The sequence below is a fragment of the Microbacterium sp. BG28 genome (assembly GCF_034044005.1).
GTDB lineage: Bacteria > Actinomycetota > Actinomycetes > Actinomycetales > Microbacteriaceae > Microbacterium.
Genome location: NZ_JAXCHA010000003.1, coordinates 1,042,718 through 1,063,764 on the forward strand (window position 1 = coordinate 1,042,718; position 21,047 = coordinate 1,063,764).

The 21,047-nt window shown below is 70.2% G+C and carries 17 protein-coding genes; all 17 read left to right on the top strand.

Annotated elements, in window-relative coordinates:
• Nucleotides 1-233 precede the first annotated feature (233 nt).
• On the top strand, nucleotides 234-1,280 hold the full coding sequence (gene argC, locus SK224_RS15945; RefSeq protein WP_320435608.1) for an N-acetyl-gamma-glutamyl-phosphate reductase: 1,047 nt from the start codon (nucleotides 234-236) through the stop codon (nucleotides 1,278-1,280).
• The gene (argJ, locus tag SK224_RS15950; RefSeq protein WP_320435609.1) at nucleotides 1,277-2,434 is read left to right on the top strand and encodes a bifunctional glutamate N-acetyltransferase/amino-acid acetyltransferase ArgJ; all 1,158 of its coding nucleotides are present in this window, start codon (nucleotides 1,277-1,279) and stop codon (nucleotides 2,432-2,434) included. Before argC ends, argJ begins: the two co-directional genes overlap by 4 nt.
• Nucleotides 2,431-3,333 (top strand): acetylglutamate kinase, encoded by a 903-nt coding sequence (gene argB / locus SK224_RS15955; RefSeq protein WP_320435610.1) that lies wholly within the window; start codon nucleotides 2,431-2,433, stop codon nucleotides 3,331-3,333. The genes argJ and argB overlap by 4 nt, the downstream gene beginning before the upstream one ends.
• On the top strand, nucleotides 3,333-4,574 hold the full coding sequence (locus SK224_RS15960) for an acetylornithine transaminase (protein WP_320435611.1): 1,242 nt from the start codon (nucleotides 3,333-3,335) through the stop codon (nucleotides 4,572-4,574). The genes argB and SK224_RS15960 overlap by 1 nt, the downstream gene beginning before the upstream one ends.
• On the top strand, nucleotides 4,571-5,494 hold the full coding sequence (gene argF / locus SK224_RS15965) for an ornithine carbamoyltransferase (protein ID WP_320435612.1): 924 nt from the start codon (nucleotides 4,571-4,573) through the stop codon (nucleotides 5,492-5,494). The genes SK224_RS15960 and argF overlap by 4 nt, the downstream gene beginning before the upstream one ends.
• Before the next feature lie 15 nt (nucleotides 5,495-5,509).
• The gene (locus SK224_RS15970) at nucleotides 5,510-6,598 is read left to right on the top strand and encodes a heparan-alpha-glucosaminide N-acetyltransferase domain-containing protein (RefSeq protein ID WP_320435613.1); all 1,089 of its coding nucleotides are present in this window, start codon (nucleotides 5,510-5,512) and stop codon (nucleotides 6,596-6,598) included.
• 9 nt (nucleotides 6,599-6,607) lie between these two features.
• Nucleotides 6,608-8,038, top strand: coding sequence for an argininosuccinate lyase (gene argH / locus SK224_RS15975; protein WP_320435614.1), 1,431 nt, complete (start codon nucleotides 6,608-6,610; stop codon nucleotides 8,036-8,038).
• Nucleotides 8,039-8,173: 135 nt separating this feature from the next.
• A complete protein-coding gene (locus SK224_RS15980; protein ID WP_320435615.1) occupies nucleotides 8,174-8,638 on the top strand; it encodes a hypothetical protein in 465 nt (154 codons plus the stop codon).
• A 5-nt stretch (nucleotides 8,639-8,643) separates the two neighbouring features.
• Nucleotides 8,644-10,284: a serine/threonine-protein kinase gene (locus SK224_RS15985; protein WP_320435656.1), complete on the top strand. Its 1,641-nt coding sequence runs from the start codon at nucleotides 8,644-8,646 to the stop codon at nucleotides 10,282-10,284.
• A gap of 133 nt (nucleotides 10,285-10,417) precedes the next feature.
• Complete coding sequence (gene pstC / locus SK224_RS15990) at nucleotides 10,418-11,443, top strand: phosphate ABC transporter permease subunit PstC (protein WP_320435616.1); 1,026 nt, start codon at nucleotides 10,418-10,420, stop codon at nucleotides 11,441-11,443.
• A complete protein-coding gene (gene pstA / locus SK224_RS15995) occupies nucleotides 11,443-12,717 on the top strand; it encodes a phosphate ABC transporter permease PstA (protein WP_320435617.1) in 1,275 nt (424 codons plus the stop codon). The genes pstC and pstA overlap by 1 nt, the downstream gene beginning before the upstream one ends.
• The gene (gene pstS, locus SK224_RS16000; protein WP_320435618.1) at nucleotides 12,714-14,162 is read left to right on the top strand and encodes a phosphate ABC transporter substrate-binding protein PstS; all 1,449 of its coding nucleotides are present in this window, start codon (nucleotides 12,714-12,716) and stop codon (nucleotides 14,160-14,162) included. Before pstA ends, pstS begins: the two co-directional genes overlap by 4 nt.
• A 142-nt stretch (nucleotides 14,163-14,304) precedes the next feature.
• A complete protein-coding gene (locus SK224_RS16005; RefSeq protein ID WP_320435619.1) occupies nucleotides 14,305-16,776 on the top strand; it encodes a hypothetical protein in 2,472 nt (823 codons plus the stop codon).
• Between the two features lie 46 nt (nucleotides 16,777-16,822).
• Nucleotides 16,823-17,923 (top strand): hypothetical protein, encoded by a 1,101-nt coding sequence (locus tag SK224_RS16010; RefSeq protein WP_320435620.1) that lies wholly within the window; start codon nucleotides 16,823-16,825, stop codon nucleotides 17,921-17,923.
• A gap of 26 nt (nucleotides 17,924-17,949) precedes the next feature.
• The gene (locus SK224_RS16015; protein ID WP_320435621.1) at nucleotides 17,950-19,008 is read left to right on the top strand and encodes a hypothetical protein; all 1,059 of its coding nucleotides are present in this window, start codon (nucleotides 17,950-17,952) and stop codon (nucleotides 19,006-19,008) included.
• Between the two features lie 146 nt (nucleotides 19,009-19,154).
• The gene (locus SK224_RS16020; protein WP_320435622.1) at nucleotides 19,155-20,243 is read left to right on the top strand and encodes a WxL protein peptidoglycan domain-containing protein; all 1,089 of its coding nucleotides are present in this window, start codon (nucleotides 19,155-19,157) and stop codon (nucleotides 20,241-20,243) included.
• A gap of 1 nt (nucleotide 20,244) precedes the next feature.
• Nucleotides 20,245-20,973, top strand: a complete 729-nt coding sequence (locus tag SK224_RS16025) for a hypothetical protein (protein ID WP_320435623.1) — start codon at nucleotides 20,245-20,247, stop codon at nucleotides 20,971-20,973.
• The last annotated feature ends 74 nt before the right edge of the window (nucleotides 20,974-21,047 follow it).

Consider the following 21,047-nt stretch of genomic DNA (forward strand, 5'->3'; position numbering starts at 1 on the left):
CCAGTCTGGCGGGAACGTCCGACGTGCGCCGAGTTGCGGATGCGGTGTGCACACGGCTATCGTCGGCGCATGTCCTCGGCCCGGTTCCACAGCGCACAGCGCGTGGTCGTGCGCCGACGTCTGGGAGACCGCCGAATCTAGGCGATGCGTGCCGCACCGGTCCGGGTGCGCGGGCGTCGCCGATGCCGCCGGTGCGCGCGAGCGCACAGCTCCCAGACTCTAAGGTGGAACCCATGCCCTATTCGGTCGCCGTATCCGGCGCGTCCGGCTATGCAGGAGGCGAGATCCTCCGCATCCTCTCCGCGCACCCCGACGTCGAGATCCGCACGGTCACCGCGCATTCGAATGCCGGGACGCCGCTGATCTCACAGCAGCCGCACCTGCGCTCGCTCGCGCACCTCGAGCTCCAGCCGACGACGCCGGAGGTGCTCGCCGGTCACGACATCGTCGTGCTCGCGCTGCCGCACGGGCAGTCCGGTCAGTACACCGATGCCCTCGCCGACGTCGCACTCGTCATCGACGCCGGGGCCGATCACCGGCTCACCTCCGGCGAGGCATGGGCGGCCTTCTACGGCGGCGACTTCCACGAGCCGTGGACCTATGGCGTGCCGGAGCTTCTCGTCGACGGCGCCAAGCAGCGCGAGCGGCTCGTCGGAGCCTCGCGCATCGCCGCTCCCGGCTGCAACGCGTCGACGGTCTCGTTGAGCCTCGCCCCCGGTGTCGCTGCCGGTGTCATCGATCCGGGCGACATCGTCAGCGTCCTCGCCGTCGGCCCCTCCGGTGCGGGAAAGAGCCTCAAGCCGCACCTGCTCGCGAGCGAGATCCTCGGCACAGCGAACCCCTACGCCGTCGGCGGAACCCATCGCCACATCCCGGAGATCCAGCAGGCGCTCGCCGCAGCCGGTGCCCGGGGCGACGTGCGCATCTCCTTCACGCCCGTCATCGTCCCGATGTCGCGCGGCATCCTCGCCACCTCCACCGCGCCCATCGCGCCCGGCGTCACCGACGCCGAGATCAGGGAGGCCTGGGAGACGGCTTACGCGCACGAGACGTTCGTGCAGCTGCTGCCGGAGGGGACCTTTCCCCGCACGGCGGATGTGCTGGGAGCCAACACCGCGTTGCTCGGGCTCGCCATCGACCGCGCGGCGAACCGCGTGGTCGTCGTCGCCGCCGTCGACAATCTCGTCAAGGGCACGGCGGGCGCCGCCGTGCAGTCCATGAACATCGCGCTCGGCCTTCCCGAACATCGGGCGCTCACCGTGAACGGAGTCGCGCCGTGACCGTCACCGCCCCCGCAGGATTCGAGGCGGCCGGTGTCGCCGTCGGCCTGAAGTCGACCGGCAAATCCGATGTGGCCGTCGTCGTCAACCGAGGACCGCTCAAGGTCGGCGCCGCGGTCTTCACCTCCAACAGGGCCAAGGCCAACCCCATTCTGTGGTCGGAGCAGGTGATCACCGATGGCGTCGTCGAGGCCATCGTGCTCAACTCCGGCGGCGCCAACTGCTTCACGGGCTCCTTCGGCTTCCAGACGACCCACCAGACCGCCGAGAGGGCGGCCGAGCTGCTCGGCGTCGCGCCCGGCGACATCCTGGTGTGCTCCACCGGTCTGATCGGAACCGGCGACGAGACCTTCCGCGCGAAGGTGCTCGAGGGCGTCGATGCCGGTATCGCCGCCCTGTCCGCCGACGGCGGCCTCGATGCGGCGCACGCGATCATGACCACCGACTCCGTCGCGAAGACGAGCGTGTACGCCGGCGACGGGTGGACGATCGGCGGCATCGCGAAGGGCGCGGGCATGCTCGCGCCGGGTCTGGCCACGATGCTCGTGGTCATCACGACGGATGCGGTGCTGACCGCATCCGATGCCGACGCGCACCTGCGTGCCGCGACCCACGTGAGCTTCGACCGCCTCGACTCCGACGGCTGCATGTCGACGAACGACCAGGTGAGCCTTCTCGTCAGCGGCGCGAGCGGTGTCGCGCCGGATGCGGCGGCCTTCCGCGCGGGTCTGGTCGCGCTGTGCGATGACCTGGCGCGGCAGCTGCAGGGCGACGCCGAGGGTGCGAGTCACGACATCACGATCCGGGTCGTGCACGCCGCATCCGAGGATGACGCCGTCGAGGTGGGCCGCTCCATCGCCCGCAACAACCTGTTCAAGGCGGCGATCTTCGGCAACGACCCGAACTGGGGGAGGGTGCTGGCCGCGATCGGCACGACGCAGGCCGCCTTCGACCCCTACGACGTCGACGTCTGGATGAACGGCGTGCGGGTCTGCTCCGCCGGCGGCCCTGACGCCCCGCGCGAAGAGGTCGATCTGACTCCGCGCGCGACCGACCTCGTCGTGGACCTCAAGGTCGGCGACGTCGAGGCGACGATCCGCACCAACGACCTCACGCACGACTACGTCCACGAGAACAGCGCGTACTCCTCATGACAGGTATCGATCTGCAAGACACCGACCCCGCCGCCGCGAGTGCCAAGGCGGAGACGCTCATCGAGTCGTTGCCGTGGCTCAAGCGCTACCGCGAGCAGATCGTGGTCGTGAAGTACGGCGGCAACGCGATGGTCTCCGACGAGCTGCAGGACGCCTTCGCCGCCGACATCGCCTACCTCCGCTACGTCGGCGTGAAGCCGGTCGTCGTGCACGGCGGCGGACCCCAGATCTCCAACATGCTGGACCGGCTGGCGATCCCGAGCGAGTTCAAGGGGGGCTACCGCGTCACTTCCACGGAGGCGATCACGGTCGTGCGCATGGTGCTCACCGGTCAGATCAACCCGCAGCTGGTCGCCAAGATCAACGCGCACGGTCCGGTCGCGACCGGGCTCTCGGGCGAGGATGCGGGACTGTTCGGCGGACGCCGCCGCGGCGTCGTCGTCGACGGCGTCGAGCACGACCTCGGCCGGGTCGGTGATGTCGTCTCGGTCGACCCGCAGCCGATCATCGACCAGCTCGAAGCCGGACGCATCCCCGTCGTCTCCTCCATCGCGCCCGATCTCGACCACACCGGACACTCCCTCAACGTGAACGCGGATGCGGCTGCGGCGGCCCTCGCCGTGGCGCTGGGTGCCGTGAAGCTCGTGGTGCTGACCGACGTGCCCGGCCTCTACGCGGACTGGCCGAACCGCGATTCCCTCGTGTCGCATCTGACCTCCGCGGAGCTCCGGGAGATGCTGCCGCGTCTGGAGTCGGGGATGATCCCGAAGATGCAGGCCTGCCTCGACGCGGTGACGGGAGGCGTGCCCACGGCGGCGATCATCGACGGACGGGTGCCGCACTCGGTGCTCGTCGAACTCTTCACTCAGAAAGGCATCGGAACAGAGGTGGTGGCGTGATGGCCGAACAGACTGTGACCCCGTGGCAGGACGACGCCGGACGCGACCTCGTCCGCAACGTCGGCGACCGTATGGCGCTCTTCGTGCGCGGTGAGGGCGCCTACCTCTGGGACGGCGACGGTCGACGCTACCTCGATTTCCTCGCGGGCATCGCCGTCGACGCCCTCGGCCACGCCCATCCGGTGTTCGTCGACGCCGTCGCCTCCCAGGCGGCGCGCCTGGCTCACGTGTCGAACTACTTCGCGACGCCGCCGCAGCTCGCGCTCGCGGCGCGGCTGAAGCGCCTGTCCGGCGCCGGCGAGACGGGGCGGGTGTACTTCGGCAACTCGGGCGCCGAAGCCAACGAGGCGGCGTTCAAGCTCGCCCGCCTGCACGGCGGCGCCGAGCGGCCCCGCATCCTGGCGCTCAACGGCGCATTCCACGGCCGCACGATGGGAACCCTGGCACTCACCGGGAAGCCGGCCATGCAGGAGCCCTTCCTGCCGATGGTGCCCGGCGTCGAGTTCCTCGACTCGACCATCGAGGCGCTGGAGGCGGCGATGGACGAGCGCGTGGCCGCCCTGTTCGTCGAGCCCATCAAGGGCGAGGCGGGCGTTCTGCCGCTGCCGGCGGGCTATCTCGAGGCGGCGCGGGAGATCACCGCGCGCCACGGCGCGCTGCTCATCGTCGACGAGATCCAGACCGGTGCGGGTCGCACCGGTGCATGGTTCGGGTTCCAGCACGCCGGCATCACTCCCGACGCGATCACGGTCGCCAAGGGTATCGGCGGCGGGTTCCCGATCGGCGCGCTGATCACCTTCGGGGCGGCCGGCGACCTGTTCTACCCCGGAACGCACGGTTCGACCTTCGGAGGGAACGCTCTGGGCACCGCCGTGGCGGGCGCCGTGCTCGAGGAGATCGAGCGTGCGGGCCTGGTCGAAGCAGCGGCCGTGCGCGGTGCGCAGTTGCGGGAGGCGATCGCGGGGATCGAGTCCGACCTCATCGACGGCGTGCGCGGGCAGGGCCTGCTCCTCGGTGTCGCGCTCACGCATCCCGTCGCACCGGCGGTCGTCGCCGCGGCCCAGCAGCACGGGCTCGTCGTCAACGCGCCCAATGACCAGACGATCCGCATCGCACCGCCGCTCACCATCGGCGATGTCGAGATCGACGAGTTCACCCGGCTCTTCTCCGCAGCGCTGGCCACGGTGGCCGACGCGCTGCTGCTGGAGAGCGCATCGCCCGACACGGAGGCCCACGCATGACCCGTCACCTGCTGCGCGACGACGACCTCACCGGCGCCGAGCAGGCGGAGATCCTCGATCTGGCCCTGGAGCTGAAGGCGGACCGCTGGGCGGCGAAGCCGCTCGCCGGTCCGCAGACCGTGGCGGTGATCTTCGACAAATCCTCCACACGCACGCGGGTCTCATTCGCGGTCGGCATCGCCGATCTCGGCGGCTCCCCGCTGATCATCTCGACCGCCAACAGCCAGCTCGGCGGCAAGGAGACGCCCTCCGACACGGCGCGGGTGCTCGAGCGCCAGGTGGCGGCGATCGTCTGGCGCACCTACGCGCAGGCGGGGCTCGAGGAGATGGCGCGCGGCACCCGCGTGCCCGTCGTGAACGCGCTGAGCGACGACTTCCACCCCTGCCAGTTGCTCGCCGATCTGCTGACGATCCGCGAGCACAAGGGCGAGCTCAAGGGGTTGACCCTCGCGTTCTTCGGTGACGGTCGCTCGAACATGGCGCACTCGTACGCGCTGGCGGGAGTCACCGCCGGGATGCACGTGCGCGTCGCGTCGCCGGAGTCCTACGCGCCGCGCGAGGATGTCGTGGCCGCCGCCGACCGCCGCGCCGCCGAGACCGGGGGCTCGCTCACTCTGCTCACGGATCCGCTGGAAGCCGCGGCAGGTGCCGACATCGTCGTCACCGACACGTGGGTCTCGATGGGCAAGGAGGAGGAGAAGCTCGCCCGTCTTCGCGACCTCGGCGCGTACAAGGTGACCGAGGAGACGATGGCTCTCGCCGATCCCGGCGCGATCTTCATCCACTGCCTCCCGGCCGATCGCGGCTACGAGGTGGACGCCGCGGTGATCGACGGGCCGCAGAGCGTCGTGTGGGACGAGGCCGAGAACCGGCTGCACGCCCAGAAGGCACTGCTTGTCTGGCTGCTGCGTCAGAGCTGATCGGAACCCGCGGGAATGAGGCGGGCGCTGGCGCGACTGAGCGGACCCGACCGTCTGGGCGGGATCGATCTGGCCCGTGGCCTCGCGGTCATCGGGATGCTCGCCGCTCACCTCCTGACGATCGAGGAGCCATTCGAGCTGACCCGCCCGCAGACGTGGCTGGACATCGTCAACGGACGATCATCGATCCTGTTCGCCGTTCTCGCGGGAGTGTCGATCGCTCTGACGACGGGAGGGGCTTCCCCCGTCTCGGGAGAGCGATTGCGCGTGGCACGCGGTCGTCTGCTCGTGCGGGCGGGACTCATCTGGGTGCTCGGCATCCTTCTGATCCTCACGGGGGTGCCGGTCTACGTGATCCTGCCCGCCTACGCCGTCCTGTTCCTACTGGCGCTGCCGCTGCTGCGACTCGGCGCCGGTGCCCTGTTCGCGGTCGCCGCGGCGCTCGTAGTGGTCATGCCGTTCGTCCAGGCGGCGCTGGGACTGCTGCCGTTCTGGGACACCGCAGCGGGGGACAGCGTCGCGCTCGTCATCGGCTGGGCCTACCCGTTCCCGCTGTGGATCGGATTCCTCGTGCTCGGTCTCGCGCTCGGGCGCACCGACCTGCGCGATGCGCGCATCGCGGCGATCCTCGTCGTGATGGGGATCGGAACGGCCCTGTTCGCCTACGGTGCGGGTGGTCTCGCCGCACCCGCGACGACCGCATCCGACTACTGGGGCGTGGCGTTGAGCACCTCCCCGCATTCTGGGGGGTTGCCCGAGGTCGTCGGCGGCGCGGCCACCGCCGTCGCGGTCCTGGGCGGATGTCTGCTCATCGCACGCACCCCCGTGACGTGGGTGCTGCTGCCGCTGCGCGCGACCGGAGCGATGCCGTTGACGGCCTACACGGCCCAGCTGCTCGTCTGGGCTGCGTGGGCTCTGCTCGCACTCGGCGAGACCGGGGCGCTCTGGGAGTTCCGGGATCTCGCGCCGTTCTGGCCGGTGACGATCGCGGTCGTGACCGGATGTACGGTGTGGGCGCTGACGATGGGGCGGGGGCCGCTCGAGCGACTGTTCGCCTGGGTCGCGCGCCGCAGCGTGCGCACGGCCGCCGAGCGTGCTCGGTAGGCTGGTCGGGTGAACGACGCGACCCACGACGCCACCCACCGCGGTTCCCTGTGGGGAGGCCGCTTCGCTTCCGGCCCCTCGCCCGAGCTCGCCGCGCTGAGCCGATCCACGCATTTCGACTGGATCCTCGCGCCGTACGACCTCGCCGGATCGCACGCGCACGCCGCCGCCCTCGAGGCGGCCGGATACCTCGACGCCGATGAGGCGCGACGCATGCACGAGGGCCTGGACGCCCTGGCCGCGGCCGTGGCCGAGGAGCGCCTGGTGCCCGCCGACGATGACGAGGACGTGCACGGCGCCCTCGAGCAGGCGCTCATCGCCGAGGTCGGTCCCGAGCTCGGCGGCAAGCTGCGTGCCGGGCGCAGCCGCAACGACCAGATCGCCACTCTGGTCCGTCTGTACCTGCTCGATCATGCCGCCGTCATCGCGCGCGATGTCGTCCGGCTCATCGATGCCATCGTCGCCCAAGCCGAGGCGCATGCGGATGCCGCCATGCCCGGACGCACCCACCTGCAGCACGCCCAGCCCGTGCTGCTCGCCCACCACCTGCAGGCGCACGCCTGGCCGCTCGTGCGCGAGCTCGAACGCCTCCGGGATTGGGGCGTCCGCGCCCGCGTGTCTCCCTACGGCGGCGGAGCGCTCGCGGGCTCGACGCTGGGGCTCGACCCGCAGCTCGTGGCCGAGCACCTCGGACTCGACCGGCCGGCGGAGAACTCGATCGACGGCACGAGCTCGCGCGACGTGGTGGCCGAGTTCGCCTTCATCGCGGCCATGATCGGCGTCGACCTCTCGCGCTTCGCCGAGGAGATCATCGTCTGGAACACGCGCGAGTTCGGCTTCGTGAGACTCGATGACGGGTTCTCGACGGGGTCGAGCATCATGCCGCAGAAGAAGAACCCCGACATCGCGGAGTTGGCGCGCGGAAAGTCCGGCCGCCTCATCGGCAACCTCTCGGGCCTGCTCGCAACCCTCAAGGCATTGCCGCTCGCGTACAACCGCGACCTGCAGGAGGACAAGGAGCCGGTCTTCGACTCCATCGCCACCCTGGAACTCGTGCTGCCTGCTTTCGCGGGCATGGTGGCAACGGCGCGCTTCGACACGGAGCGGATGGCGGAGCTCGCACCGCAGGGATTCTCGCTCGCCACGGATGTGGCCGAGTGGCTCGTCAAGCGCGGCGTTCCGTTCCGCGAGGCGCACGAGATCTCAGGTGCGCTCGTGCAGGCGTGCGAGCAGCGCGGCATCGAACTGCACGACGCGGACGACGCGATGCTGGCCGCGGTCTCGCCTCGCCTGGAGCCCGGTGTGCGCGAGGTGCTGACCGTGCCGGGGTCGCTGGCCAGCCGCGACGGCGTCGGCGGAACATCGCCGCGCCGCGTGGCCGAGCAGCGCGGCGAGCTCGTCTCCCGCACGCAGACGCTCGCGCACGAGCTCGGTCTCTGAGCGTGCTCGCGCCGCGGTAACCCGCGCCTCGCCCGCCCGACGTCTGCCGTTCACCCGCAGGACGGCGGGCGTCGACCTGCGCCCGCCACGCTTCGGACGCGCCCCTCTGCTCAGGTGCGCTTCGAAGGAGAGACGATGCCTGCGCACTTCTTGTACGCGCGGTTTCCGGAGCGGTCGCACCGCGCCGCGGTCGACTGGTTGCGCGCCGTCGAGGACGTGTTGGCCGTGCACGGCGACAGCGTGCGCGTCGCGGGGGCCGGGGCTCCCGTCGCCGGAACGGTCGTCGGCTGGCGTCTGCTGACCGAGAATCACCGCGAACTGGGACGCAGCGCCCGGTTCTCCGCCTCCGAGGGGGCGGCGCGCGCCGATGTCGCCGGACTCATCAGCGTCGCCCATCGGCTGAGTGTCCGCTCCGATCCGGAGCCGGGCATGCGCACCACCGGCTGGTTCGTCGTCCTCGACGAGGAGATCATCATGATCGGTGCCCGCCGCTACGAGAATCGCTCCGTCGCGCGCAATGCCGGCTCGCTGGCGGTGCGGCTGCTCCTGGCGATGCGGGAGGAGTCCCGCGCCGGTTCCTCCTCCGAGCTCGTGCGGTGAGCGACATGCTCCTCGCGGGGCGTTTCCGGCTGCGTTCGCTCCTGGGCAGCGGCGGAACCGCCGCGGTGTTCGCCGCCGAAGACACCCGCAGCGGTGAGAAGGTCGCCCTCAAGCTCCTCCACCCACACCTGGCCGAGGACCCCGCGCGATGGGACGCCTTCTTCGAGGAGGTGCACGCCGCTCAGGCCGTCGACCACGAGAACATCGCCAGGGTCGTGGATGCGGGCGTCGCGGACGACGGGACACAGGTGGTCTGGATCGCGATGGCGCTCGCTCAGGGGGTGACCCTCGCGGACCACGTCCGCGAGCACGGACCGCTGGAGCCTTCCCGAGCGCGGGAGGTCGCGGATCGTGTCCTCGCGGCCTTGGGGGCCGCTCACGCGGCGTCGGTGGTGCATCGCGATGTCACGCCGGTCAACATCATGATCGATCCGGATGCGTCCGACGCCGACGTCGGCCGCAGCGTCACGCTGCTGGACTTCGGGCTCGCCGACGTTCCGGGTCGCTCCACGGTCGGCGCCGACGCACTGCTCTCGGCGGCGGCGGCCGCGGGGGAGGGAGTGGTGGCAAGCGTCGCCTACGCCTCGCCGGAACAGCTGCGCGGCGCACCGGTGACGGAGGCGAGCGATCTCTATCAGGTCGGCGCCGTGCTGTTCTTCATGCTCACCGGTCGCGCGCCCTACACGGGCGATGCGGCAGAGATCGCCCGTGCGCACCTGGCAGCGCCGCCGCCGCTGCCATCCGCTCGTCGGCGGGGCGTGCCGCGGTCTCTCGATCGCGTCGTGGCGACGGCGATGCTCAAGGATCCGGCCGATCGCTACCCGGATGCCGAACGGATGCGGGACGCCCTCGCTTCCCCTCCGGTCGCCGAGGTCTCCGACGCGGTGACCGCACCCACCCGCCACTACCGTACGGTGGTGCCCGCATCCGCGGACGGGACAGTCGCGGTGGACGCCCGCGCCGCAGCGCAGCCGGTTTCCACGCCGATGCGGGGACGGTGGCCGTTGTGGACCGCGGCAGTCGCCGTCACATCGTGCGTGGTCGCCGTGATCGCCGTCTCGGCAGCTGCCGGCTCGGCTCCCTCGGCGGCTCCCTCGCGCCCAGCCTCGACCGCGGTCGCCCTCGCCAGCCCGGAGCCGACAGCGACTGAGACGACGTCGCCTCCGCCGACGACGGTCCTCGTGCCTCGGCTCGCCGGGCTCACTCTGACCGACGCCGCCCGGGTCCTCGAGAATGCAGGGCTGCGGGTCGGAGATCTCGTCCGCGTCGACGCCGCCGCAGCGGCCGACGTCGTGCTCGGCGCCGAGCCGGCGGAAGGGTCTGCGGGCGAGCTCGGTTCGTCCGTCTTGCTACGGGTGGCGACCGGCAACAACGCGGTGCCGCCCGTGACGGGGATGACGCTCGCCGACGCCGAGGCGGCCGTCGTCGCGGCGGGCTTCCGGTCCGCCACGGAGTACAGCGGTCGCGGGGCCGGCGGCGTCGCGCTCGCGATCTGGCCCTCGGCGGGTGAACTGCTGCCGTTCGGCTCCGCCGTGACGCTCGTCGCAGCGCGCCCCGAGCCTTCCCCGACGCCGGTGTCGACACCCACGCCGACGCCATCGCCGTCGATGTCGACGCCGCCCACCCTCGCCCCGGCCCTCCCATGAACCGACGGCACCCGCGGCACAAGAGCACGTCACCCGCAGGACATGTCCGCAGCATCCGGCATTCATCCGGCGGCGGGATGCTGACGGCCAAGCCCTGGGGAGGGCTCCGCCTGCCCGAAAGACGGAGGAACAGTTGAGTGACGCCACCACGGAGGTGATCGCGCCGAGCGCGGTCGCCTCCACCGCACCGCGGCGTTCGCTGCGTTCGCGACCGGTCCTGGGCGATCGTGTGTTCCGTACCGTGGCGTACGCCGCCGGTGGCGCGACGGTGGCGATCATGCTCGCCGTCGGGGTCTTCCTCACGGCGCGCGGCGGACAAGCGCTGGGCACCTCGGGGTTCTCGTTCCTGTGGACCCAGAGCTGGGAACCGCAGGAGGGCGTGGCCGGCTCGTTCGGCATCGCGGCGGTGCTGTTCGGAACGATCACGATCGCTGTCGTCGCCCTGGCCTTCTCCTTCCCGCTCGCGCTGGGGACGGCGCTGCTGATCAGCGAGGTGCTGCCGGGCGGCGTCAAGCGGGCGATGGTGACGATCGTCGACCTGATGGCTGCGGTCCCGAGCGTCGTCTTCGGTCTGTGGGGCGTGCAGTTCCTGCAGGAGAACGCGGTCCCCGTCGCGCAGTGGCTCTCCACTTATTTCGGTTGGATCCCCGTGTTCGCGGTGACGGAGGACGGCCAGCGCCTCACGGAGGCCAGTTCGTACACCTCCTCGGCGTTCATCGCGGGTATGGTCGTCGCGCTCATGGTGCTGCCGACGCAGACCTCGATCATGCGCGAAGCCTTCTCGCAGGCCCCGATCGGTGAACGAGAAGGAGCGCTCGCCTTGGGATCGACGCGCTGGGGGATGATCCGCACCGTCGTGCTGCCCTTCGGTCGCGGCGGCATCATCGGCGGGATGATGCTGGGGTTGGGTCGCGCGCTCGGCGAGACCATCGCGGTGTACATGATCATCTCGCCGATCTTCACGATCAACGGGGAGGTGTTGAAGACCGGATCGAACTCGGTCTCGGCGCTGATCGCGCTCCGGTACGGCGAGTCGAGCGAGTTCGGGCTCTCGGCTCTCATGGCCGCCGGTCTCGCTCTGTTCCTGATCACGCTCGTGATCAACTTCACCGCGTCCTCGATCGTCGCGCGGTCCCGTTCCGGAGCGGAGAGCACCTGATGACTCTCATCGACGACACCGCGGCGTCCAAGGATGCGGCGGGGGCAGCCCTACGGCCCACGGGCGAACCGCGCACCCGCGTACCGGTCGGGCACCCGGAGCAGGCGCGACCCGAGCGGCGCCGGCCCGGCCGCGCCTCGCTCTCGGACGGCTACGACCTGATCGGCGCTCTGCTGGCGGGCGTCTCGGTGGCGACGCTGCTCTTCGGCTGGATCGCGCCGCTGACCGGCCCGGTGGGGTGGATCGCCGTGGCGTTCGTGGTGTTCATCGTCGCCTACGCCGGCCTGGTCTCGCTCACCGCCGACCGGTTGGCCGTCGTCAACCGCGTGGTCACCGTCCTCCTCTACAGCGCGGGTCTGACCGTGCTCGCCGCGCTCGTGTTCGTGGCGGTGTACACGCTCGTTCGCGGGGTGCCCGCCCTGTCGAACGCCAACTTCTTCGTCGAGACCATGCGTTTCGCGGGACCGCTCGACCCGCTCTCGGTGGGCGGCATCTCCCACGCGGTCGTCGGAACCCTCATCCAGATCGGCATCGCCCTGGCCATCACGGTCCCGCTGGGCATCACGACGGCGGTGTTCCTCAACGAGATCGGCGGTCGTTTCGCCCGCTTCGTGCGCACCGTCTCGGACGCGATGACCGCTCTGCCCTCGATCGTCGCGGGGCTCTTCGTGTACGCGGCGATCATCACCTTGGTCACCAAGGAGCGTTCCGGTTTCGCCGCATCCATCGCGATCACCGTGATGATGCTCCCGATCGTGATCCGCTCGGCAGACGTCGTGCTGCGACTCGTGCCCCATCAGCTCCGTGAGGCGTCGTACGCGCTCGGGTCGTCCAAGTGGCGGACGGTGTGGCGGGTGGTTCTGCCGACCTCGCGTTCCGGGCTCGCCACCGCGGTCATCCTCGGGACGGCGCGCGGCATCGGCGAAACGTCGCCCGTTCTGCTCACCTCCGGCATCACCGCGCAGATGAACACCGACCCGTTCTCGGGGCCGATGATCTCCCTCCCGCTCCAGGTGTTCACCTTCGTCCAGTCGCCCGAGCCCAACATGGTGGCGCGCGGGTTCGGCACGGCGGCGGTGCTCATCCTGCTCGTGCTCGGTCTGTTCGTCATCGCCCGCCTCATCGGCGGTCGCGGTGCCGGTGTGCTCTCCGAGGGGCAGCGCTACCGTGCCGCACGCCGCTCGCGCGAAGACCTCATGCGCATCCTCCGTCGTCCCCCTCTGCTCGAGGGCGCCGTCCCGGCGCACTCGACCCGCCCGCAGGAGAACCCGTGAACCGCCCCCGCCGCCGTGCTCTGCACGCCGCCCTCGCCGCACTCGTCGTCGGCGCCTTCACACTCGGAGGCGCCACGGCCGCGCGAGCCGACACCTACGTCGCCATCTCGGGTTCCGGCTCGACGTGGTCGCAGAATGCGCTGGACCAATGGCGCCGGAACGTGGCCAACAACTACGGCATGACGATCAGCTTCAGCGGCACCGGCTCCTCAGCGGGCCGCAACGACTTCATCCGCGAGACGGTCGACTTCGCTGTCAGCGAGATCCCGTTCCAGGCGCAGCCGGAGGATGGTTCGCCCTCCGAGGTTTCGACGCGGCCCTATGCCTACCTCCCGATCGTGGCCGGCGGCACCTCGCTGATGTACAACCTGAGGATCGGCGGCAAGCTCGTCACCGACCTGCAGCTGCCCGGCGATGTCGTCGCGAAGATCTTCACGGCCCAGATCACCCGCTGGAACGATCCCGCCATCCAGGCGGAGAACCCGCAGCTCGTGCTTCCCGACCGTGCCATCACGCCGGTCGTGCGCTCGGACGGTTCGGGGTCGACGGCGCAGTTCACGAAGTGGATGTCGACGCAGTACCCCCAGACCTGGGGGACCGGCATGACCTCGCAGTTCCCGCCGTCGTTCAAGTTCAAGGCGCAGAGCGGCTCGCTCGGTGTCTCGGGCTATGTCAGCAACCCGACCAACGGAGAAGGCTCGATCACGTACGTCGAGTACTCCTATGCCATGAAGTCGGGCATCCCCGTCGTGAAGCTCAAGAACGTCGCCGGCAACTACGTCGAGCCGACGGCGGCGAACGTGGAGATCGCGCTGCGCGAGGCGCGGATCAACGAGGACCAGTCGTCACCGGACTACCTCACGCAGATCCTGGACGGCGTCTACAACAACGCCGACCCCTCCGCGTATCCACTCTCGAGCTACTCGTACATGATCGTGCCGACCCAGGTGGGCGGGATCTTCACCGAACGCAAGGGCTACACGCTGGGCGCATTCGTCAAGTACATCGTGTGCGAGGGGCAGAAGCAGGCCGGTGCGCTGGGGTACTCACCGTTGCCGAACAACCTCGTGAAGGCCGCGTTCGACCAGATCTCCCGCATCCCGGGATCGAATGTCGGTCCTTACAACGCGGACTCCTGCAGCAATGCGGGCGCGGGAGAGGGGACCGCGCCCGCATCGGGAACCGACGGTGCGGGGGCGTCCGGGGCGGGTGCCGCCGCGGCGACGGGAGCAACCGCGGCCACCGCTTCGGACGCGGTGTACGACGCGAACGGCAACCTGGTCTCGGGTTCCGGAGCGCAGGGCACGGCGGTGTCGACACCGTTCACTCTCGCGTCCGAGAGCTGGGGCCCCTCGCAGACGGGGATGCTCGTCGCGGTCGTCCTCGTGGCGGTGGCGCTTCTGGCTCCGCCGTTGCTGCTGCGGTCGCGGGGGCGCGGCCGCTGAGCTGCGGCACCCGCCGTTCACCTGCCGGAAGGCAACCCGACGGCCGGCGGAGCCGGTCATTCCCAGTGCGGACACAGTCGATTCGCACGGGATTCCTAACGTGTCGTGTGGTCGCTGGGGCGGCCGGAACTGGGGTGTTCTCGTGGTCCGAAACGGACTCGTCCGCACGTGGGTGCGATCCGTCGCGGCGGGCGTCGTGACCTGCGCGGCCGTGCTGTCGGTGTCGCTCGCCGTGACGGGCGCGGCGCGCGCGGAGGACACCTCGTCGTCGGCAGTGACGGTCTCTGCCCGAGACCAGGACATCTATCTCGGCGACGCGCCGATGCCCGACCTCAAGGTCACCGTCTCGCAGACCGCCGACCTCGTCGCGCAGGCCGTATCGGTCTCGTGGACCGGTGGCAAGGCATCCACCCTGCCGAGCGGTCAGACCGGCGGTGAGAACTTCCTGCAGATCATGCAGTGCTGGGGCGACGTCATCAACGATGACGCCGAGTACCTCCCGTCCCGGACCACCTGCCAGTTCGGCGGCTTCGCCACGCCGGGTGCGCGCCGGGACGACGGACGCGCCTCGACCGAGGCCATCGCGCCGGAGGATGCCCGCTACTCCTACTTCGGCAAGGGCGGGCTGGACGCCTCCTACACCGGTATCCCCTTCCGCACCATCCCGGATGCCAACACGGGCATCTCGGACGTGGTGCGCAGCATCGACGATCACAACCAGAAGATCCCCGGCGTCAACCTGAACGAGAACGCCTACTTCACCCGGTATACGACCAACGAAATCCCGTGGGCGGGCTCGAACAGCTCGGGGACGGGGGCCGTCACCTTCGAGCTGCAGACCGCCCTGCAGTCGCCGGGCCTCGGCTGCGGCGCCGCGGTGACCGGTGCCGACGGGGCGGTCACCGGGCAGCCGTGCTGGCTCGTCGTCGTTCCGCGCGGTGCGGGCACGAACACCGCGTCCCCCTTGTTCTGGGAGCAATGGAAGCACCGGATCGCCGTGCGGCTCGACTTCCAGCCCGTGGGCACGCACTGTGCGATCGGTGTCGGTGAGCAACAGCTGGCGGGTTCCGAGCTCGCGAGCGATGCGGTCTCGTCCTGGCAGCCGAACCTCTGCGGCGCGAAGGACGGCGACGCCTACACCCTCATCACGACGACCGACATGGATGCGGCGGAGAGCGCCAACACGGTGGCGGATTCTCCGCTCGCGCTGACGTCGCAGCCCGTGCGACCGCGCGACGGCGAGGTCGACGCGCTCACGTACGCACCCATCGCGCTCACCGGCGTCGCGGTCACGTTCGCCGTCGACCGGTACCCCTCGGCCGTGGCGCCGCCGGAAGAACAGGATGCTGCGCGGCGCCCGTTCGAGCAGATGAACCTGACACCGCGTCTGTTGGCGAAGCTGCTCACGTCCAGCTACACCGACGCGCTGCCGACGAACGCCGACACGAGCCATCTCGGTCGCAACCCCCGCAACATCGTCTTCGACCCGGAGTTCCTCTCCGTCAATCCCAGCTGGCGGGATCAGGCCATCGTGAGCCCGGCGGTCGCCGACCTCATGGTTCCGCTCGGACGCTCCGGCTACGCGCGAGCGGTGTGGAACTACATCCTCGCCGACACGGATGCGGCGGCATTCCTCGCGGGAGAAGCGGACCCGTGGGGTATGAGGGTGAACCCCTACGCCTCCACGGATGCAGCCGTCAACCCGACCGGCAATGCGCTCGAACTGCCGCGCGACGACTTCCCGAAGGTCGACCCCGAGGAGGCGTATGCCGGAGAGCCGCGCGTTCTCAACTCCGTCGCATGGCGGCCATACACGAACGATCTCGTGTCGGGGGCGTACTACGCCCTCCGTGGTGACGGGCTGAACGTGGGGGAGTGGGATCCGATCTCGCAACCGCCGAAGTGGCAGCGCAAGGCGCGCGATCTCGTCGGCGACCGGAAGGTCATCGCGATGACGGACACCTCGTCCGCCGATCGCTATCAGACGGTCACCGCGAAGCTGCGCACCCCCGCGGGCACGTTCGTCGCCCCCGACACGGCCAGCATCCTGGCGGCGGCGTCGCTGATGACGGCTTCCGCGACGCAGCCGCAGGTTCTCGCTCTCGACCCGTTCTCGGCGGCCGTACGCGCCGACGAGAAGGCGTATCCGTTGTCCATCCCGGTCTACGCGGCGACGAACGCGTCCCTCAACTCGGATGCGGTGGCGGCCAGCTACGCACGATTCGTCCGTTTCGCGGCGCAGGACGGGCAGACGCCCGGCAACCTCCAGGGACAGCTGCCGGAGGGGTACGCGCCGTTGCCCGCGGCATGGCGGACGCAGGCGCTCGCCGCCGCGGACGCCATCGACGCGAAGGCGTCGGCACCCGCGACGAGCCCGGCCCCGGCGGCGGCCGCGCCGGCATCGGCGCCCCCTCCCGCGCCCGCCGCTCCCGCCGCCGCATCCGCCGCGAATCCCGTCGCATCCGGCGCCCCGTCCGGCGCCCTGTCGGCCGGTGCGACGCCGGACGATCCGCAGACGGGCGCGCTGACCCAGGCGCTTCCGGTCAGCCTGCTGGCCGGTGTCGCCGCCGCCGGTGCTGTCCCCTTCGTCGGCCGTCTGCGCCGACGACTCTGACCTCTCTTCCGCATCATCCCTCTTCACCCGACAGAAAGAGAACACCATGAAGTTCAAGCGGCTTGCTGCCGTGACGGCGGCGCTCGGCGTCGTCGTCGCGGGCGGGTTCGTGGCGGGCTCGGCGAACGCCGAGGTCGTGTCCAACAGTTATGTGCTCGTCGGTTCCGACACCCTTCAGGATGCGGCGAACGCCCTGGCCAACGGCACCTCGGTCACCGGATCGAACGTCCGCGTCAAAACCGCCGCCGGCGACACGATCGGCTCGTTCGACGCGTTCCCCTCCACGGGGACGGGCAGCCAGATCCAGACCAAGTCCGGTGGGCCCTACTTCCAGCGGCCCTCGGGCTCGGGCAACGGCGTCACGGCGCTGCGCGCCTCGATCACCGGCACCGCCTACAACGGCAAGACCATCACCGGTCAGGTCGACATCGCCCGTTCCTCCAGCGGCCCCGGCAGCAACCAGAACGCCGACGGCAAGCTCGCCTATGTGCCGTTCGGTCGCGACGCCGTGTCCTACATCTACAAGGGTGGCACCGCGGCGTGGGCGAACCTCACCGCTGCGCAGCTGAAGCAGATCTACGAGGGCACGCTGACCTCCATCGACGGCGTCGCCGTGAACCCCCGACTGCCTCAGAACGGATCCGGGACGCGCTCCTTCTTCCTCGGGGCCATCGGCAACCCGAGCCTCAAGGCCGGCATCGACACGAGCAACACGACGCCCGAGAACGACGCGACGGTGTTGGCCGCGGGGGAGATCATCCCGTTCTCGGTCGCCAGCTGGACCGCTCAGGTGACCGGCGCAGCCGGCGTGAACAGCATCGCTGCGGCGCCAGGCGTCTCGCTGGGCAGCGCCGTGTCGGGAACCACCGCCGTGACCGGCTCCGGCGCGAGCACGGTGCCCAACGCCACCTACTACGCGAACACGACGTTCGGTCGCGATACCTACCTCGTCGTTGAGCGCGCTCGCATCACTCCCAATGACCCCAAGTACGACGCCTCGCTCGCTGCCCTGGTCGACCCCACCGTCACCACGAGCCTCACCAACTTCACCGGCGCACTCGCGGGCACCCCCCGTCGTGTCAAGGAGAAGTTCGGCTTCCTCGCGCCGTCGCAGACGGCACCCCTCTACGCATTCGTGACGCTCTGAGCCCGAAACCCGAAGGACATCTCGACATGAAGCTCTCGATCACCAAGGTCGCGGCCGCCGGCCTCGCCCTCTCGCTCGGACTGGGCATCGCCGGATTCGGTGCCACCGCAGCCTCCGCTGCCGTGGGCGACTGGACTCCCAACGGGACGCCCGAGCCCTACTTCCTCTACTCACTGGACAGCGGCGCCGTCGTGCCTTCAGGCACGCCGTTGACCTACACGACGGGACTCGTCGCCGCTCCCAGCGCCACCGACCCCGACCAGCGCTTCGCCGATGCGCCCTCAGGCGCGGAATCGACGTACATCTTCATCTCCCCTCGCGGCAAGGAGTCCTCGATCGCCGACTGGGCGACGCGCGTCGACATCGGCTTCGAGCCGGGCACGAACCGCGTGCTCCAGGCCCCCGCTTCGCTCAACCGGTTCCCCTCGAACTCCTTCGCGTCCATCAAGGCCGCCGGGGGCGACTACAGCATGGGTATCGCGTACACGAAGAACAACGGTGTGACGTTCGTCGGGCTCGGCGCCTTCGCCTACATCCACATCACCGCGGGCACGGCGGACTGGACGTACGAGTACCCGACGCAGGCGACCACGCCCACAGACCCGACCGACCCGACGGGCCAGATTGCGATCGAGGCGCCGGTGGCGGCTCCCGTCGACGGCGCGCTCTCGCTGAGCATTCCCACCGGTGAGAAGGCCACGCTGGGCTCGGCCGCGCTGGACAACACGGGCAAGTCGGTGTCCACCGGTATCCTGCCCACCTTCCAGGTCAGCGATGAGCGCTACGCGACCAAACCGGGCTGGACGGTGAACACCTCGGTGGCGACCTTCACGAGCGGGTCGAGCACGATCGATCCCACCGCGTTGGCGATCGTTCCGGCCGTCAAGAGCACCTCGACCGCTACCGGGGTCTCCGTCGTGTCGGCGCTCACCGGCGCCAAAGAGGCCGCGAAGTTCGCGGAGGCCGAAGCGGGCAAGGGAACCGGCAAGACCGACCTGTCGGCCGCGCTGACGCTGACCGCTCCGCTGGGCACCCCGGCGGGCACCTACACCTCGACGATGACGGTCACCGTGGTCTCGAAGTGAGTTCCCGGGGGTGGGTCGCACGCGCGTCCCACCCCCACCCGCCGCGTCCGGGGTCGCACCCGGGAGCGGCGGACCGCTCGATCCTGTTCGCCGCTCGTTCACTGCGTGGACGCGCGGCGGACAGCCAGATATGGAGTAAATAGTCCGTGTTCGATACCCGAACCCGAACGGGTGCCCTTGCGCTGCGCGCGATCATCGCGCTGGCGGCGACTCTGTTGACCGCGAGCCTGCTCGTCGTCGTTGCTCCGTCGGCCGCGCACGCCGACGACACCGAGGCGATCGCCGGCGGCCCCTGCGACGACACGGGAGCCGCCGACGGTCGTTCGCGGTACACCTATGACGCGGCACCGGGGCAAGAGGTCGCGGACTGCTATCGCGTGCAGAACACCGGCACGACGGCGCAGCGCGTGACCGTGTACGCCACCGATGCCTTCAACACGGAGAGTGGGGACTTCGCCCTCCTGGATGCGAACGAGGCCGCCAGCGACTCCGGTTCGTGGGTCCTGCTGGAGGACGGCTCCACGCGGATGCAGTTCGATCTCGCTGCCGGAGACGCTCGCGCGATCCGCTTCTCGGTGCAGGTTCCGGCTGATGCGCCCCCCGGAGATCACGCGGGTGGGCTCATCGTGTCCTCCCAGTCACCGTCCGATCAGATCCTCGTGGATCGCCGCGTGGGCACGCGCATGTACGTGCGGGTGGCCGGCGACCTGCAGTCGCTCTTGAACATCACAGGGATGACGGCGACATACAACCCGGCACTCAACCCGTTCGACGGCAGTGCCAGCGTCACCCTCACGGTCACCAACGAGGGCAACGTCGCCCTCGCGCCGACGCTGGTGCTCATGGCGAAGAGCTTCTTCGGCACGGATCTCATCGAACGTCGGCTCGAGAACCTCGACGAGCTCCTGCCGGGCGCCTCCCGCACGGTCACGTACGATCTCGGTCCGATCGGTCAATACGTGTACGTCGGCGCGACGGCATCCTTGTACTCGCGAGGCGATCAGACGGGGGCGACGGGTCAGGCGCCGCCTGCTCCGCAGGTGGACCGCGAGGCGGGTCTCTGGGCCGTGCCGTGGATTGTCGTCGCCCTCCTCGTGCTCGGAGGACTCTTCGTGGTGTATCTGCGCTGGCGTCGTCGCCGCGACGACAAGCGGGCTGCCGAGTGGATGGCGTTCACCCGCGCCGAAGCCGCGCGGGCCGCCGCGGAGCGCGAGACCGTCGGAACGGGGAGCTGACGTGTCGCCGAACCGAGTGCGCGGCTGGGCGCGCAGCATCCTCGCGACAGGCGCGGCGCTCGTCGCCGTGTCGCTCATCGCGTTTCCGGCGCACGCGGACGACGCGGATGCGGACGGCATCGGCATCAGCGTTCCCGTCGTCGGGACATCCGCCCCCGCCAAGAGCACGCCGCCGGTGGGGAGAACGGCGTCCGCGGCGTCGCAGACATCCGGGGCGAACACCGTCGCGACGGACTCACCCGCCCCCGTTCCCGCGGCGGGTGACATGGAGATCGCCGGCGGTCTCTACCTCAGCGACATCAGCGGCACGTCGCGGCCGACGCTCAATCCGCTGGAGGGGACGACGGAGCTGTGGGTGACGCTGCGCAACCTCTCGTCGGAGACGATCGACGCCACCGCCGACTTCAGCCTCGCCACCGCATTCGGCACGCGTATCGACGGGGCAGGGGTGCACGTCCGCTCGCTCAAGCCGAAGGAGACCCGAGTGGTGACCGCGACGTTGAGCGGCTCCGGGCAATGGCCCTTCGTCGTCGGACGGGTGACGCTCACTCCTCCCGCCCGGATCGACGGGCAGGAGACGGCGGCCGTCAGCCGTGCGGCGGTGGTCTACGTCCTGCCGTGGCTGTTGCTGACGGGGTTCGCGCTCATCGCGCTCGCGGTCGTGCTCCTGCGGATCACCGCGACGACGATCGGCGCGCCTTGCGCCGTCCCCTCTGCGGGCGTCGCGTGAGTGCAGGAGCGGTCATGGTGCAGGAACCGCCGGCGCCACCGCGGGAGACGGCGAGACCCTCGGGAAGACCCCCA

Excerpts from the sequence above, each read along its gene's own strand:
- argC (WP_320435608.1), top strand. The coding sequence starts at position 234 with ATGCCCTATTCGGTCGCCGTATCCGGCGCGTCCGGCTATGCAGGAGGC.
- SK224_RS15985 (WP_320435656.1), top strand. The coding sequence starts at position 8,644 with ATGCTCCTCGCGGGGCGTTTCCGGCTGCGTTCGCTCCTGGGCAGCGGC.
- SK224_RS15980 (WP_320435615.1), top strand. The coding sequence starts at position 8,174 with ATGCCTGCGCACTTCTTGTACGCGCGGTTTCCGGAGCGGTCGCACCGC.
- SK224_RS15960 (WP_320435611.1), top strand. The coding sequence starts at position 3,333 with ATGGCCGAACAGACTGTGACCCCGTGGCAGGACGACGCCGGACGCGAC.
- argB (WP_320435610.1), top strand. The coding sequence starts at position 2,431 with ATGACAGGTATCGATCTGCAAGACACCGACCCCGCCGCCGCGAGTGCC.
- SK224_RS16015 (WP_320435621.1), top strand. The coding sequence starts at position 17,950 with ATGAAGCTCTCGATCACCAAGGTCGCGGCCGCCGGCCTCGCCCTCTCG.
- pstA (WP_320435617.1), top strand. The coding sequence starts at position 11,443 with ATGACTCTCATCGACGACACCGCGGCGTCCAAGGATGCGGCGGGGGCA.
- SK224_RS16010 (WP_320435620.1), top strand. The coding sequence starts at position 16,823 with ATGAAGTTCAAGCGGCTTGCTGCCGTGACGGCGGCGCTCGGCGTCGTC.
- argF (WP_320435612.1), top strand. The coding sequence starts at position 4,571 with ATGACCCGTCACCTGCTGCGCGACGACGACCTCACCGGCGCCGAGCAG.
- SK224_RS15970 (WP_320435613.1), top strand. The coding sequence starts at position 5,510 with ATGAGGCGGGCGCTGGCGCGACTGAGCGGACCCGACCGTCTGGGCGGG.